10 protein-coding genes are annotated in these 15,566 nt (G+C 69.9%); 6 read left to right on the forward strand and 4 right to left on the reverse strand.

What is annotated here, in order from left to right:
• The first annotated feature begins 23 nt into the window (after positions 1-23).
• Entirely contained in the window at positions 24-1,709 is a 1,686-nt protein-coding gene (locus tag ACIPTO_RS01555) for a carbohydrate binding domain-containing protein (RefSeq protein WP_366311294.1), read from the forward strand.
• 3 nt (positions 1,710-1,712) lie between these two features.
• Here ACIPTO_RS01555 and ACIPTO_RS01560 read toward each other — a convergent pair whose 3' ends face one another.
• From ACIPTO_RS01560 to ACIPTO_RS01575, 4 genes are all read right to left on the reverse strand, one after another.
• Positions 1,713-2,597 (reverse strand): sulfotransferase, encoded by an 885-nt coding sequence (locus tag ACIPTO_RS01560; protein ID WP_366311296.1) that lies wholly within the window; start codon positions 2,595-2,597, stop codon positions 1,713-1,715.
• A 285-nt stretch (positions 2,598-2,882) separates the two neighbouring features.
• A complete protein-coding gene (locus ACIPTO_RS01565) occupies positions 2,883-5,942 on the reverse strand; it encodes an alpha-mannosidase (RefSeq protein WP_401188471.1) in 3,060 nt (1,019 codons plus the stop codon).
• Between the two features lie 125 nt (positions 5,943-6,067).
• A complete protein-coding gene (locus ACIPTO_RS01570; RefSeq protein WP_401188474.1) occupies positions 6,068-7,405 on the reverse strand; it encodes a 6-phospho-beta-glucosidase in 1,338 nt (445 codons plus the stop codon).
• A complete protein-coding gene (locus tag ACIPTO_RS01575) occupies positions 7,402-8,166 on the reverse strand; it encodes a DeoR/GlpR family DNA-binding transcription regulator (protein ID WP_266774229.1) in 765 nt (254 codons plus the stop codon). Before ACIPTO_RS01575 ends, ACIPTO_RS01570 begins: the two co-directional genes overlap by 4 nt.
• Before the next feature lie 150 nt (positions 8,167-8,316).
• On the opposite strand from ACIPTO_RS01575, the gene ACIPTO_RS01580 reads away from it, so the two are divergent.
• The 5 genes from ACIPTO_RS01580 to ACIPTO_RS01600 all read left to right on the forward strand — a co-directional run bounded on the left by ACIPTO_RS01580 (position 8,317) and on the right by ACIPTO_RS01600 (position 15,518).
• Complete coding sequence (locus ACIPTO_RS01580; RefSeq protein ID WP_366311303.1) at positions 8,317-9,333, forward strand: carbohydrate kinase family protein; 1,017 nt, start codon at positions 8,317-8,319, stop codon at positions 9,331-9,333.
• Between the two features lie 102 nt (positions 9,334-9,435).
• A complete protein-coding gene (locus ACIPTO_RS01585; RefSeq protein WP_401188478.1) occupies positions 9,436-10,722 on the forward strand; it encodes an ABC transporter substrate-binding protein in 1,287 nt (428 codons plus the stop codon).
• Positions 10,722-11,681 (forward strand): carbohydrate ABC transporter permease, encoded by a 960-nt coding sequence (locus tag ACIPTO_RS01590; RefSeq protein WP_401188480.1) that lies wholly within the window; start codon positions 10,722-10,724, stop codon positions 11,679-11,681. Before ACIPTO_RS01585 ends, ACIPTO_RS01590 begins: the two co-directional genes overlap by 1 nt.
• 13 nt (positions 11,682-11,694) lie before the next feature.
• Positions 11,695-12,558, forward strand: a complete 864-nt coding sequence (locus tag ACIPTO_RS01595) for a carbohydrate ABC transporter permease (protein WP_366311309.1) — start codon at positions 11,695-11,697, stop codon at positions 12,556-12,558.
• Positions 12,558-15,518, forward strand: a complete 2,961-nt coding sequence (locus ACIPTO_RS01600) for a glycoside hydrolase family 2 TIM barrel-domain containing protein (protein ID WP_401188482.1) — start codon at positions 12,558-12,560, stop codon at positions 15,516-15,518. The genes ACIPTO_RS01595 and ACIPTO_RS01600 overlap by 1 nt, the downstream gene beginning before the upstream one ends.
• The last annotated feature ends 48 nt before the right edge of the window (positions 15,519-15,566 follow it).

The raw sequence follows: 15,566 nt of genomic DNA on the forward strand, positions 1-15,566 counted from the left end.
CCCCATTCCTTCAGGGAGATCGCGTGCGCAACAGACTCAGACGTTCCAGACACCGGCTCCTCGCCCTGCTCGGCACCGCCGCCCTGGCCATGGCCGGGGCCATCGCGCTGCCCGGTACCGCGCAGGCGGCCAACGTCCTGACCAACCCCGGCTTCGAGTCGGGCAGCCTCTCCCCCTGGTCCTGCTCCGGAAACCTCGGCTCGGTCGTCTCCTCGCCCGTGCACGGAGGTTCCAAGTCCCTTGCCGGTGCGGTGAGTTCGAGCGACACCGCACAGTGCTCCCAGACGGTCTCCGTGCAGCCGAACACGGTGTACTCGCTCAGCGGCTGGGTGCGCGGCAGTTATGTCTACCTCGGTGTCAACGGCGGTTCCTCGACGTGGACCTCGTCCCCGTCGGCGTACAGCCAGCTGACGACGTCCTTCACCACCGGCGCCTCGCAGACCAGCGCCACCATCTACGTGCACGGCTGGTACGCGCAGGGCACCTACTACGCGGACGACATCAGCCTCGACGGTCCGGGCGGTGGCGGCGGTGGCGACACCCAGGCCCCGACCGCGCCGACCGGCCTGACCTCGACCGGCAAGACCTCCTCCAGCGTGTCGCTCTCCTGGGGCGCCGCGACGGACAACGTGGGTGTCACGTCGTACGACGTCTACAGCGGCGCGAACCAGGTCCTCAGCGTCTCCGGCACCAGCGGGACGGTCGGCGGGCTCTCGGCCAGTACCGCCTACACGTTCACCGTGAAGGCGCGGGACGCTGCCGGGAACACCTCGCCGGCCTCGAACGCGGTGAGCGTCACGACGAGCGCCGACACCGGCGGCGGCACCAAGTTCACCCAGGCCGCGCCGTATCTCTACGAGGGCTGGGGCGATCCGCCGGCCCCGAGCACGGTGATGAGCGCGACCGGCGTCAAGTGGTTCACGATGGCGTTCGTGCTCGACTCCGGTGGCTGCAACCCGAGTTGGGACGGCAGCCGACCGCTGACCGGTGGGGTCGACCAGACCGCGATCAACCAGATCCGCGCGGCCGGCGGTGACGTCGTGCCGTCCTTCGGCGGCTGGCAGGGCAGCAAGCTCGGCGCCAACTGCTCCTCCGCGAGCGCGCTCGCCGGGGCCCTGCAGAAGGTGATCAGCGCCTACGGCCTCAAGGCCATCGACATGGACATCGAGAACACGGACGAGTTCGAGAACGAGGCCGTGCAGGCGAAGATCCTGACCGCGCTGAAGACCGTCAAGGCCAACAACCCGGGCCTGCGCACGATCGTCACCTTCGGCACCTCGACGACCGGCCCGACGTCCTACGGCAACCGGCTCATCGAGCAGGCGCAGTCACTCAACGCCGGCATCGACGTCTTCACCATCATGCCGTTCGACTTCGGTGGCGGCTCCGACATGTACGGCAACACGGTCGCCGCGGCCGAGGGCCTGAAGACCAAGCTGAAGTCCACCTTCGGGTGGGACGACGCGACGGCCTACGCGCACATCGGGATCTCCGGCATGAACGGTCTCAGCGACCAGCAGGAGAACACCACTCCGGCGATCTGGACCCAGATCCGCGACTGGTCCAACACGCACCACATCGCACGGCTCGCCTACTGGGCCGTGAACCGCGACCGGCCGTGCGCCGGTGGCGGCGTGGTCAGCAACTGCTCCGGCATCAACCAGAGCACCTGGCAGTTCACGTCCATCACGGCCGGCTTCACCGGCTGAGCGTCAGCGTGGGGGTGCCTCTTCCGGGTACCCCCACGCCCGCGCCAACTCCGCCAGCCTGGGCGGCAGTTCAACGGCCGGATCGGCGGTGCGGGCGGGCTGGACCCGGCCAGACTTCAGCGTGCTGCTCCAGTCGCCGAGCTGGGGCCGGTAGGCACCGTGGTCCTTGCTGCCGTAGTCGAGCATGCCGCTCTCCCAGGGGACACCGAGGTACGCGCACAGCCCGCGGGTCACCCTCTCCGGTTCGGCGGTGAGGTCCTCGTACGTCATCACATGGGCGTCGAGATGCTGCCGGGCCTCCTCAAGCTTCTCGGCGTAGCCCAGGACCTCGGCGCGGATCGCCTCGTGGTCGGGGTCGTCCCGGCGGGCGGTCAGCGAGGCGACGACCGCGCCGGGGTGGCGCAGCAGCAGGATGTACCGGGCGTGCGGCCAACATCGGTGCAGGCGCGGCCACATGAGGGTGTTGGGCGGGGTCTTGTCGACGATGACGTCCTTGCCGCTGCGCTCCAGTTCGAGGTGAAGCACGCGGTCCCACAGGACGTGCTCCAGCTCCTCCTTGTCGAGCGAGAGCGCCCGCATCGCGTCGTCGGTGAACTCGCGGGAGAGATGGACGTGCAGGGTCCGCAGATGCATCTCGTGCGGGGCCCGTATCCGGCTGTGGCTGTTCATCAGGACCCGCAGCAGGGTGGACCCGGAGCGGACCGAGGACAGCACGAACACCGGCGAGTCCACCAGGCGCGGGGCGCGCGGCGCGGTGTAGCCGTCGGCGGCGGGCCGGGGAGCGGGCAGCGCGTCCAGGTGGCGGCGCGGCGGGCTGACCGCCTGCGCCATCAGCCTCCCCCGCCGCCTGAGTCCCTTGCCGATCGCGGACATCCGCGGGTCTCGCATGCTGACACCTTTCTCTCGCCGTACCCCCGGATCCCAGAGGGAGCAGGCGAACTCCAGGTGTCGCGGAGTCGAACACCGCACGCGGAGACCGGCCGAAAAGCGCCGCCGACCTGGCCATTTACCGTTTTCTTAATTCTTCATGGGAACTGGTCCGCCCCCTGAGACGCGGACCGCTTCCGGAGCCGTCCCGATCCCGGCACGGCTCCGGTTCCCGGCCCCCGCCGGGATCGGGAACGGCCAGGGGGCGGAACCGGTGTGCGACTACCGGTCCCGCCCCCTGGGGTTCTACCGGCCCGCGCCCGCCCGCTTCAGACGGAGCGTCAGGATCTGGAACGGCCGCAGGGACACGGCCACGGAGTCGCCGTCGACGGTGACCTCGTCCGCCAGCGGTCGCTCCAGCAGGTCGGTGACGCGTGCGTCCGCGAGCGGGAAGCCCGTCCGCAGGACGCCTTCCGCCCGGCCTCCGTTCGACTCGTAGAGGCGGACGACGACGTCGCCGGACTCGTCGTCGGCGAGCTTGACCGCCTCGACGGTGATCCCGTCGCCGTCCACGGAGACGACCGGGTCCGGGGCGCCGTCCGAATCGGCCACCCGCAGCGGGAGGTTGAGGGCGTAGCCCTCGGCGACGGCGTCCTCGATGCTCGCGCCGGGCAGCAGCGCGTACGTGAAGCGGTGCCTGCCCTGGTCGGCCCCGGGGTCGGGGATGCGCGGGGCGCGCACCAGGCTCAGGCGGACGGTGGTCGTCGTACCGCCGTCCTCGCGGACCGTGCGGGAGACGTCGTGGCCGTAGGTGGAGTCGTTGATGACGGCGACGCCGTAACCCGGTTCGGCGAGGTGCACCCAGCGGTGGCCGGAGACCTCGAAACGGGCCGCCTCCCAGCTGGTGTTGGTGTGCGTCGGCCGCTGGATGTGGCCGAACTGGATCTCGGCGGAGGAGTGCGCGGCCCGGATGTCCACCGGGAAGCCCGCCTTGAGGAACTTCTCGGCCTCGTGCCAGTCGATGTCGGTCTCGAAGTCGATGCGGGCGCTGCCCGCGCGGACGGTGATCGTCTGCACGATCTTCGAGCCCTTGCCGAAGGACCGTTCCACCCGGATCGCGCCGAGCAGCGGGTCCTGGTCGACGACGGTGATGGAGTCGGCGTCGAGGAGGTCGGTGAAGCGGTTCTTGTAGTGCTTGTCGACGTCCCAGGCGTCCCAGTAGTTCGGGAGGTCGGTGTGCAGACGCAGCAGGTTGCCCTGGTCGGCGAGGACTTCACGGCCGCCGTGGCGCAGGTCGCGCACGGAGGCGAGGGTGCCGTCGTCGGCGAGTTCGACGCGGACGATGCCGTTGTCGAGGACGCGGTCTGTGACGGTCACCGCCTGCGGGACGTACTCGGCGGCCAGCGGGGCGCTGCCGTTCGCCGGGACCGTCGCGTACATCGGCACACCGGTCGCCGTACGGATGACCTCGGCGCGGTCGAAGGGGCTGGTGTTGAAGACACGGGTCCCGCCGCCGCCGAGCGCGGCCACGGCCGCCGTCGTCAGCTCCTCCAACTCCGTTGCCACACGGGCGTATTCGGCCTCGGCCTCGCGGTGCACCCAGGCGATCGAGGAGCCGGGCAGGATGTCGTGGAACTGGTGCAGCAGCACCGTCTTCCACAGCTTGTCGAGCTTCTCGTACGGGTACGCGTAGCCCGGCGCGTGCAGCGCGGCCGTGGTGGCCCACAACTCGGCCTCGCGGAGCCGGTGTTCGCTGCGCCGGTTGCCCTGCTTGGTGCGGGCCTGGGAGGTGTAGGTGGCGCGGTGGAGTTCGAGGTACAGCTCGCCGACCCAGACGGGGGCGTCCGGGTACTCGGCGCGGGCCTTGGCGAAGAACTCGTCGGGATGCTCGACGACGACCTTCGGGGAACCCTCCAGGTCGGCGAGCCTGCGCGCCCGTTCCATGATCTCGCGAGTGGGGCCGCCGCCGCCGTCGCCCCAGCCGAAGGGGGCCAGGGAGCGGGTGGCGTTGCCCTTCTCCCGGTAGTTGCGGACCGCGCGGGACATCTCCTCGCCGCTGAAGCGGGCGTTGTAGGTGTCGACCGGCGGGAAGTGCGTGAAGATGCGGGTGCCGTCGATGCCCTCCCACCAGAAGGTGTGGTGGGGGAACGTGTTGGTCTGGTTCCAGGAGATCTTCTGGGTGAGGAACCACTCGTTGCCGGCGAGCTTGGCGAGCTGCGGGTAGGCCGCGTTGTAGCCGAAGGAGTCGGGCAGCCAGACGCCCTTGGTCTCGATGCCGAAGTGCTCGATGAAGAACCGCTTGCCGTGGACGAGTTGGCGGGCGATGGCCTCGCCGCCGGGCAGGTTGCCGTCGGACTCGACCCACATGCCGCCGACCGGCGCCCACTGGCCGCGCTTGACGGACTCCTGGATCCGGGCCCACACCTGGGGGTAGTTGTCGCGCACCCACTCGTACTGCTGGGCCTGCGAGCAGGCGAAGACGAAGTCCTCGTACTCGTCCGCCAGGGACGTCACGTTCGAGAAGGTGCGGGACGTCTTGCGCTTGGTCTCGCGGATCGGCCACAGCCACGCCGAGTCGATGTGCGCGTGCCCGACGCCGGAGACGATGTGCGCGCTGGCGTTGGCGGGCTTGGCCAGCACCGGCCGGAGCGCGGCCCGGACGTCGGCGGCCGTACCGGCGACGTCGTCGAGGTCGAGCAGGTCCATGGCGCGGTCCAGGGCGTGCATGATCTCGTGGCGGCGGGGGTCGTGCTCGCCCAGTTCCAGCATCAGTTCGCGCAGCACCTGGACGTCGAGGTCGAGGTGGAAGACCTCCTCGTCGAGGACGGCGAGGTCGGCGCGTCGGAATGTGTACAGCGGACGGTCGCCCGCCGTCAGGACGTCGCCGAGCGGGGTCGGCTCCGCGAAGTCGTTGGCGAGGATGTCGGGGTTGGAGGCCGCCTCGACCAGGTAGTCGATCACCTCGCCGCCCTCGGCCGGGTTCGCGATCGCCACGTACTGGTTGAGCGGGTTGACCGCCTTCAGCGGTGTCCCGTCCGTCAGGTGGACCAGGGCCTCGGCCTGGTTGCCGGGCCAGTCGCCGACGAAGCCGAGGTCGATGACGGCCTCGACCCGCCTCCCGGCCCACTCCGCAGGCACCTGCCCGTGCATCCGGAACCAGGTCGTGCCCCAGGGCGGACCCCACGGGGTGTCCATGGCGAACGGCGCGTACGGCGCCGCCGCGGCCTCGTCGAAGGAGACCGGCTCACCGGGGGCCTGCCAGGCCTCGACCGTGAGGGGCGCGGTGGCCGCGTAGATCGCGGGCTTGATGCGCTGGTTGTGGGCGCGCTCGACGCGCTCCTCGATCCGGCGGCGTTCGTCGTGCATGGGAGGTCTCCAGGGAACCAGGGAGCTGCTGAGAACGGGGGAAGCTGCCGAGAGCCCGCCGCGGGGAACCCGTCGCGGGGCACTCGGGGAAACGCTCTCGGGGAAAGCGCTTACTGTACGGATGCCTACTTAAGGTACGCCAGGCCCGGGTGGACCTCGGTATAGCCCTCGACCAGCCGGCGTGCGACGTTGACCGAGTCGACCAGCGGGTGCAGGGCGAAGGCCTTCACCGCCGTCGCACGGGAGCCGTTCTCCGCCGCCGTGAGGACCTCGCGCTCGACGCCCTTGACCGCGCAGACCAGGCCGGTGGCATGGTCGGGCAGCGGGGCGACCGCGACCGGGTGGGCGCCGTTGGCGTCGACCAGGCACGGCACCTCGATGACGGCGTCCGTGTCCAGGACGGACAGCGCGCCCTGGTTGCGGACGTTGAGGATGAGGGTGGTGCGCTCGTCGCGCGCGATGGCCCGCATGAGGGCGAGGGCGACCTTCTCGTAGCCGCCGGACAGATCGTCCTCGTCGCGCTCGCCGGCGCCGGCGGTCTCGCGGTTCTCCGCCATGTAGGTCGCCTCGCGCTCGGCGCGGGTGCGGTCCCAGGCGGTGAGCGCGGAGGTGTCGGGGCGCTTCATCTCGTCGTAGAACTGGGCCTGCTGGTCGCGGAGGAACGCGCCGCGGGTCTTCTCGACCTCGGTGTAGGCGCGGACGGTCTCGCGGTTGAAGTAGTAGTAGTGCAGGTACTCGTTCGGGATGGCGCCGAGCGACTGGAGCCAGTCGGTGCCGAAGAGCTTGCCCTCCTCGAAGGAGCCGAGCAGGTCAGGGTCGGCGAGCAGGCGCGGGAGTTCGTCGCGGCCGGCGACGCGCAGGCCGCGGACCCAGCCGAGGTGGTTGAGGCCGACGTAGTCGATGAACGCCTCGCGCGGGTTCGCGCCGAGCACCTTGGCGATACGGCGGCCGAGGCCGACCGGGGAGTCGCAGATGCCGATGACGCGGTCGCCGAGGTGGCGGGACATGGCCTCGGTGACCAGGCCCGCGGGGTTGGTGAAGTTGATGACCCAGGCATCGGGGGCGAGGCGGGCCACGTGCCGGGCGATGTCGACGGCGACCGGGACGGTCCGCAGGCCGTAGGCGATACCGCCGGCGCCGACCGTCTCCTGGCCGAGGACGCCTTGCGCGAGGGCCACCCGCTCGTCGGCGGCCCGTCCCTCCAGGCCGCCGACGCGGATCGCGGAGAAGACGAAGTCGGCGCCGCGCAGCGCCTCGTCCAGGTCGGTGGTGGCGGTGACGGTGGGCGCGTCGGGGACGGCGGCGGCCTGTTCGGCCAGTACACGGGCGACCGCATACAGTCGGCCGTCGTCGAGATCGTGCAGCACCACCTCGGTGACCCGGCCCTCGCCGCGGTCCGTGAGGAGTGCCCCGTAGACGAGCGGCACCCGGAACCCGCCGCCGCCCAGAATCGTCAGCTTCACGCTTTCACCTTTCCTGCCACGACGACCTCGACGCCCGCTTCCTCCAGGGAGGAGCGTGTCGCCGGGTCGACCGGGGCGTTCGTCACCACGGCGTCCAGGTCCTCGGGACCGCACACCTTCGCCATCCCCGTACCCGGGAACTTCTGCGCGTCCGCGAGCAGGACGACCTTCTCGGCGGCCTTGATCATGGCCCGTTTGACCGGCACCTCGACGACCGTCGTGTCCATCACCTGCCCGCCGGGGCGCACTCCACTGGTGCCGAGGAAGAGCCAGTCGGCGTGCAGCTGGCGCAGGTTGTCCTCGGTGAGGAAGCCCACCAGGGAGCGGTACTCGCGCCGCACCATCCCGCCGAGCAGCACCAGTTCGATGCCCTCGTCGTCGGCCAGCTCCTCGTAGACGACGAGGTTGCTGGTGATCACGGTGAGCCGGCGGCCGTGCAGCTGCCGGGCCAGCCGGTAGGCGGTGGTGCCGATGTCGAGGAGGACCGACTGGCCGTCCGCGACCATCGCCGCGGCGCGTGCCGCTATCGCGTCCTTCTCGGCCACCCGCACCTCGGCGACCTCGGCGAAGGGCTGGTCGCCCTCGTCGGCCACGGCGCCGCCGTGGACGCGCGTGAGGAGTCCGTCCTCCTCAAGTTTGAGCAGATCACGCCTGATCGTGGCCGGGCTCACACCCAGCTGTTCGGAGAGATCGGTCACGGCCGCGGGGCCACCGGAGCGCAGGGCCCGCAGGATGAGTTGATGTCGTCGTTCTGCCAGCACGCCGCGAACACTACTCGTCATCTTCAATCATTTCTATGCTCAGTTCTGCTTGGGTATTGACCAATCTCGTCGGACAGCGCACGATTCCGGTCACCGAAATGAAGAGTTTTGACGAGCTCTCCCCTGACGTGCCGACGAGAGGATCTGCGCGTGGACGACGACCGGGCCGATGTGCTGCTGACCGGGCTGCTCTTCTACGACCTCGTCCTCACCGGTCTGCGGCAGCCGCCGACCCCGGGCGAGGAGATCTGGACCGGCGGCATGGGCTGCGGCCCGGGCGGCATCGCGAACCTCGCGGTCGCCGCGTCCCGCTTCGGTCTGCGCACGTCCCTGGCCACGGTCTTCGGCGACGACTTCTACGGCGCCTACTGCCATGAGATCCTCGCCGGCCAGGAGGGCGTCGACCTCTCGATGTCCCGCACCGCGGACGGCTGGCACACCCCCGTCACCGTCTCGCTCGCCTACGGCGACGACCGCGCCCTCGTCACCCACGGCCAGGAGCCGCCGTACTCCCAGGACGTGCTGATGGGCGACCCGCCCGACGCCCGCACGGCACTGGTGCACCTGGAGGCCGAGCCGCGCGCATGGCTCGCGAAGGCCTCGGCGAACGGCACGCAGATCTACGCCGACGTCGGCTGGGACCCCACCGAGCAGTGGTCCCGCGACCTGCTCGACCAGCTCGCCCTGTGCCACACCTTCCTCCCCAACGAGGCCGAGGCGATGGCCTACACCCGCACCGACAGCGCGGTCGCGGCGCTCGGCACGCTCACCGAGCTGGTGCCGGTCGCGGTGATCACGCGGGGCGGCGACGGGGCGATCGCCGTCGACCAGACGACCGGCGAGTACGCGGAGGTCCCGGCCCTGTCCGTCGACGTCCTGGACGCGACGGGCGCCGGCGACGTGTTCGGCGCGAGCTTCGTCACGGCCTCGCTCGGCGGCTGGCCGCTGGAGGAACGGCTGCGGTTCGCGGTGCTCGCCGCCGGCCTGTCCGTCCAGCACCACGGCGGCGCACCGGCGGCGCCCGGCTGGTACGGCGTCGACCGCTGGCTGCGTACGGTCCGCGATCCGGAACTGCGGCGCACGTACGGCTTCCTCGCCGACCGCATCCCGGCGGACCCCGGCCCGCCCGTCAGATACGCGCCCGTCACTCCCCCCGCACGGGAGTAGCCCTCCCCGAAGTCCCTGCAACTCCCCTGCGAGTCCCCCCACTTCACCCCTTCGTATGCACGACCCGAACAGATCGAACAGATCCGAAAGGCGGTGGGAGCTGTGCGGCTCTCACGAAGAGGCCTGCTCCGTGCGGGCCTGGCCGGTACGGCCGCCACGGCGCTCGGCGGCCTGGCGTCCGGCTGTGCCGTTCCGACCGGTTCCACCGGCCGGAACATGGTCCTGTGGTACTGGGACGGCGGCCTCGGCGACACGGTCGTCAAAAACGCCAAGGCGCGTTACGACAGCTCGGTCGACCTCCAGGCGATCAAGATCGGCGGCTACTACCGGTCGAAGCTGATCACCACGATGGCCGGCCGGGCCCACATCCCCGACATCGCCGGCCTCAAGGGCGAGGACATGGCGTCCTATCTGCCCAACGCCCACCAGTTCGTGGACCTCAGGACGCTCGGCGCGGACAAGTACAGGAGCCAGTACCTGGACTGGAAGTGGCAGCAGGGCATCGCCGACGACGGCACGATGGTCGGCTTCCCCATCGACTGCGGACCCGTGGCGCACTACTACCAGTACGCCGTGTTCCGCAAGGCCGGACTGCCGTACGAACCCGCCGACGTCTCACGGGAGTTGAACACCTGGGAGAAGTTCTTCGCGGCGGGCGAGCAGCTCAGGAAGCGGATCCCCGGGACCTACCTCGTCACCGACGTGAACAGCATCTTCGAGAACGCGGTGAACCAGGGCTCCAAACGGTACGTCGACAAGGACCGGCACTTCATAGGCGACCAGGAACACGTGCGCCAGGCCTGGGCGTTGGCGGTGGAGACCAAGCAGCGCGGGATCGTCTCGGATCTGGTCAGCGGTACACCGGACCAGCTCTCCGCCGTGCAGGACGGCAAGCTGCCCAGCCAGCTCAACGCGTCCTGGGCCACCAGCGACATCAAGACCGGTGTGCCGAAGACCAAGGGACACTGGCGCGTTGCCCAGATGCCGGTGCGGCCGGCCAACATCGGCGGTTCGTTCCTGTCGATCACCAAGGCGTGCCGCGAGCCCGAGCAGGCCTTCGCGGTCATCAGCTGGGTCCTGAACCCGGCCAACCAGGCACAGGGCTTCGTCGACGCGGGCCTGTTCCCGTCCACCCCGGCCTCCTACGACCTGAAGACGCTGCGTGCTCCGGACCCGTTCTTCGGCGGCCAGGACACGATGGACGTCTTCGGGCCGGCCGCGCAGAAGATCACGGTCGCCTACAACAGCCCGTTCGACATCGCGCTCGGGCAGCCCCTCAAGGACGAGATCAAGAACGTCGGTGTCCTCGGCAAGGACCCCAAGAAGGCCTGGAGTGACGCCATGAGCAAGTGCCGGCGCATCGCGGACCACCTGGGGGTGACCCACTGATGGCCACCGCACTGGACAAGCCCCCTGCCGCCGTGGGCAGTTCGGCCGCCCCCTCGCGGCCCCGGAGCGGCTTCCGCAAGTACTGGCATCTGTATGCCGCGATCTCCCCGTTCTATCTGCTGTTCCTCTGCTTCGGGCTGATCCCGGTCGGGTTCTCGTTCTACCTCTCCCTGCACCGCTGGGACGGCCTCGGCTCCATGGAGTGGGCGGGCCTGTCGCAGTACACGTACCTGCTGAGCGACACCGACTTCTGGAACTCGATCGGCAACACCCTGATCATCTGGGCGCTGGCGACGTTCCCCATGATCTTCCTCGCCATGGTCACCGCGGTGATGCTCAACTCGGCGGTCCGTTTCAAGAACGTGTACCGCTTCGCCTACTTCCTGCCGAACGTCACCTCGGTGGTGGCCATCGCGATCGTCTTCGGCTCGGTGTTCTCCACCAACTTCGGCCTGGTGAACGCCCTGTTGCAGGCCGTGGGCTTCGACCAGATCGCCTGGCTGAACACCCCGTGGGGCATCAAGATCGCCATCGCGACACTGATGACCTGGCAGTGGACCGGCTACAACGCGATCATCTTCCTCGCCGGTCTGCAGACCATCCCGGGCGAACTCTACGAAGCGGCGCGGATGGACGGCGCCGGACCGGTGCAGACGTTCTTCCGCATCACGCTGCCGATGCTGCGCCCGGTGCTGCTGTTCGTGCTCGTCATCTCGACGGTCACCGGTCTGCAGAGCTTCTCCGAACCACAGGTGCTGCTGCAGAACACCTCGAACGACTCGACGTTCGCGGGCGGTCCGGGCCACTCCGGCCAGACGATGGTCCTGTACTTCTTCCAACAGACCTTCGACAACAACGACTTCGGTTACGGCGCCGCCGTGGCCTGGGGCATCTTCCTCGTCGTCATCCTCTTCTCCATCGTCAACTGGCGGCTGGTGCAGCGCCGGGGCGAAGACTAGGGAGTCGGTCACCATGGCATTCCTCCACGGCACCCGCCGACCGAAGGGCATCCGGGGCACCCGGAGCCGCGGTATCGGCCTCCATGTCTCCCTGATCCTGGGCGTGTTGATCTCGGCCTTCCCGTTCTACTGGGCCGTGATCATGTCGACGCACACCTCGTCGGAGATCTTCTCCTACCCGCCGAAGCTGCTGCCGGGCACGCACTTCCTGGAGAACGTGCGCAGCCTCTTCGACAACATCGACTTCTTCGGCTCGATGTTCAACTCGGTCCTGGTCGCGGGGTCGGTGACCTTCCTGGTCCTGCTCTTCGACTCGCTCGCCGCGTTCGTCTTCGCCAAGTTCCGCTTCCCGGGCAAGAACGTGCTGTTCGCGACGCTGATGGTCATCTTCATGGTGCCCGCGCAGCTCGCGGCCATCCCGCAGTTCGTCATCATGGCGAAGCTCGGCTGGATCGGCTCGATGACCGCGCTGATCGTCCCGGCGGCGGCCAACGCGTTCGGCATCTTCTGGATGCGCCAGTACATGAAGAGCGCGATCCACGACGAACTCCTCGACGCCTCCCGCATCGACGGCGCCGGCTTCCTGCGCCAGTACTGGCACGTGGCGCTCCCGGTGGTCCGGCCGGGCCTCGCCTTCCTCGGCATCTTCACCTTCATGGGCCAGTGGAACGACTACGCCTGGCCCCTGATCGCCCTCACCAACCCGAACAACGTCACCCTCCAGGTGGCCCTGTCCCAGCTCAACGGGACCCACGGCACCACCGACTACGGAATGGTCATGACCGGCGCGCTCCTCGCTCTCATCCCCCTGCTGATCGTGTTCGCGGTCGGCGCCAAGCAGATCATCGGCGACCTCGGCAAGGGAGCCATCCGCTGATGACCGACCCGCTGCTCGCGCTCCGCCCCTGGGAGTCACCCGAGGTGACCTCCTGGGGGCGGTTGCCCATGTCTGCCGTCGACCGCCGTGCGGGGGCCGTACCCCTCGACGGCGACTGGCGCTTCCAGCTGCTGCCGGCGCCGGACGCGCCGCTCGCGGAGACCTGGTCCTCGTCGTACGTGCCGGGCGCCTGGACCATGCAGGACACGGACGACCGTCCGCAGTACACGAACGTCCGTATGCCGTATGCGGAATTCCCGCCGCTGTCGCCGGTCGACAATCCGACGGGGGTCTACGAGCGCGAGGTGGACGTCCCGGCCGGCTGGGCCGGGCGGCGGATCGTGCTCCAGGTCGGGGCGGCCGAGACCGTGCTGCTGGTGCATGTGGACGGGCGGCCCGTCGGTGTCTCCAAGGACTCCCACCTCGCCGCCGACTTCGACCTCACGGATCTCGTACGCCCCGGCGGACGGGCCACCGTACGGCTGACCGTCGTCAAGTGGTCGGATGCCTCGCACATCGAGGACCAGGACCAGTGGTGGCACGGCGGCATCACCCGGTCGGTGCTGCTGTACGCGACCGATCCGCTGCATCTCGCGGACGTGACCGTGCGAGCGTCCTACGACGGCACCCTGCGCGTCGACTGCCAGGTGCGGGACACGGCCGGCGCGCTGCCCGGCGGATGGTACGTCTCCGGCGACCTCGACGGTCAACTCCTCACCCAGGAAACGGAGTTCGACCGGTTCAACGCCGAGGACGACCGGGTCTCCGACTTCCTCGGCGAGGCCCGCATGCGCGCCGTCGTCCCCGAGGTGCGCACCTGGAACGCCGAGACGCCCGAGCTGTACGGCCTCACCGTCCGGCTGCACCGCGCGGACGGCACGGTCGCCGACACGTCGTACCGGCGCATCGGGTTCCGGGACGTGGAGATCGTCGGCCGGGACCTGCTCGTCAACGGCGAGCGCGTGTACATCCGGGGCGTCAACCGGCACGACTTCCATCCGCTGACCGGCCGCACCGTGTCGTACGACGACATGCGCGCGGACCTGGTGCTGCTCAAGCGGTTCGGCTTCAACGCGATCCGCACCGCGCACTACCCGAACGACCCGGCGCTCTACGACCTCGCCGACGAGCTGGGGCTCTACGTCGTCGACGAGGCGGACATCGAGTCGCACGACCACGCGCACGAGATCGCGGACGACCCGCGCTATCTGAACGCGTTCGTGGACCGCACGGCGCGGATGGTCCTGCGCGACAAGAACCACCCCTCGGTGATCATCTGGTCGCTCGGCAACGAGTCCGACTACGGCGCGAACCACGACGCGGCCGCCGGCTGGGTCCGGCGCCACGACCCGACCAGACCGATCCAGTACGAGGGCGCCGCCAAGCGCGGCTGGGCCGATCCGGACCTCGCCTCGGACATCGCCTGCCCGATGTACGCGCCGCTGGAGGACTGCGTCGCGCACGCGCTGTCCGGTGAGCAGACCAGGCCGCTGATCCAGTGCGAGTACTCGCACGCGATGGGCAACAGCAACGGCACCCTCGCGGACCACTGGGCTGCCATCGAGTCCACCCCGGGTCTTCAGGGCGGCTTCATCTGGGAGTTCTGGGACCACGGGATCCTGCAGCGTGTGAGCGACGGAAGACCCACCGGCCGCGCGGGCGCCGGGCTGTACGACAACGGTGTCACCGCGCCGGGCCAACGCTGGGCGTACGGCGGTGACTTCGGCGAGGCGGTCCACGACGGCGTGTTCATCGCGGACGGCGTGGTGTTCCCCGACCGCACCCCCAAGCCGGTGATGTTCGAGCACCGGGAGATCTCCGCGCCGGTGCGCATCGAGCGCTTCCGGCACGAGGGCGTCGTCCTCGGCAACCACCAGCACTTCCGGGGCCTCGACTGGCTCGCCGGGACCTGGGAGCTGGCCCTCGCGGACGGCCGTACGCTGACCGCCCCGGCCGAGCTGCCCGCCCTGTGCCCGGGCGAGACGGTGGCCGTACCGCTGCCGTTCGCGCTGCCCGAGGACGGCGGCGAGGCCTGGCTGACGCTGCGCGTGACGACGGCCGAGGACCAGCCGTGGGCACCGCGCGGCACAGACGTCTGCGCGCCCCAGGTGCGGCTGCGGGCGGCAACGCCGGTGGCGACGCCCGCGGTCGGCGGCGGCCGGGTCGAGGTCGACGGCGAAGGCCTGCTGCTCCACCCGCTGTTGACGGTCGCCCCCACGCTGTCCCTGTGGCGGGCGCCCACCGACAACGACGAGTTGGGGGGCATGGCCGCGCGCTGGCGGGCCTGGGGGCTCGACTCGCTGGTCCGCAAGGTCGTCTCGGTACGGCGTGACGGCGAGCGAAGCGAGATGGGGGTCCCCCCGGCCGAAGGCTGGGGGAGGATCACCACGGTCGCCGAGTACGCCGGGGCCACCGGTGTGATCCGGCACTGCCAGGTGTTCACGCCGGTGGAGGGCGGGGTCAGGATCGAGGAATCGGCCGAACTGCCCGCCGAGTTCGACGACGTGGCCCGGGTGGGCACGGTGTTCGAGACGGTGGCGGGGCTCGATCTGCTGGAGTGGTTCGGTCAGGGTCCCTGGGAGTCGTACCCCGACCGCAGCACGGGTGCGCCCGTGGGCCACCACTCGGTCCCCGTCGACGAGTTGTTCACCCCGTACCTGCGGCCGCAGGAGAGCGGTGGGCGGCACGGGGTACGGCGGTTCACGCTGTCGGCACCGGACGCCACCGGTCTCGCGGTCGACCTCGACGAGCCCCGCCAGGTCTCGGTGAGCCGCCATCGCGCCGACGACCTGACCGCCGTACGGCATCACGACGAACTCGTGCCGCGCGCGTCCTGCGTGGTGCAACTCGACGCGGCGCACCGGGGGTTGGGCACGGCGTCGTGCGGCCCCGACACATCGGCGCGGTATCTCGTCGCACCGGGTGTCCATCGCTGGAGCTGGACCCTGCGCGTTCTGTGAACCACCGGTTCCCGGCAGCTCTCACGAGCACTCATCCCGTACGGAGCA

It is taken from the genome of Streptomyces sp. NPDC090083 (genome assembly GCF_044747445.1).
Taxonomy (GTDB): domain Bacteria; phylum Actinomycetota; class Actinomycetes; order Streptomycetales; family Streptomycetaceae; genus Streptomyces.

Excerpts from the sequence above, each read along its gene's own strand:
- ACIPTO_RS01560 (WP_366311296.1), bottom strand. The coding sequence starts at position 2,597 with ATGCGAGACCCGCGGATGTCCGCGATCGGCAAGGGACTCAGGCGGCGG.
- ACIPTO_RS01565 (WP_401188471.1), bottom strand. The coding sequence starts at position 5,942 with ATGCACGACGAACGCCGCCGGATCGAGGAGCGCGTCGAGCGCGCCCAC.
- ACIPTO_RS01590 (WP_401188480.1), top strand. The coding sequence starts at position 10,722 with ATGGCCACCGCACTGGACAAGCCCCCTGCCGCCGTGGGCAGTTCGGCC.
- ACIPTO_RS01595 (WP_366311309.1), top strand. The coding sequence starts at position 11,695 with ATGGCATTCCTCCACGGCACCCGCCGACCGAAGGGCATCCGGGGCACC.
- ACIPTO_RS01600 (WP_401188482.1), top strand. The coding sequence starts at position 12,558 with ATGACCGACCCGCTGCTCGCGCTCCGCCCCTGGGAGTCACCCGAGGTG.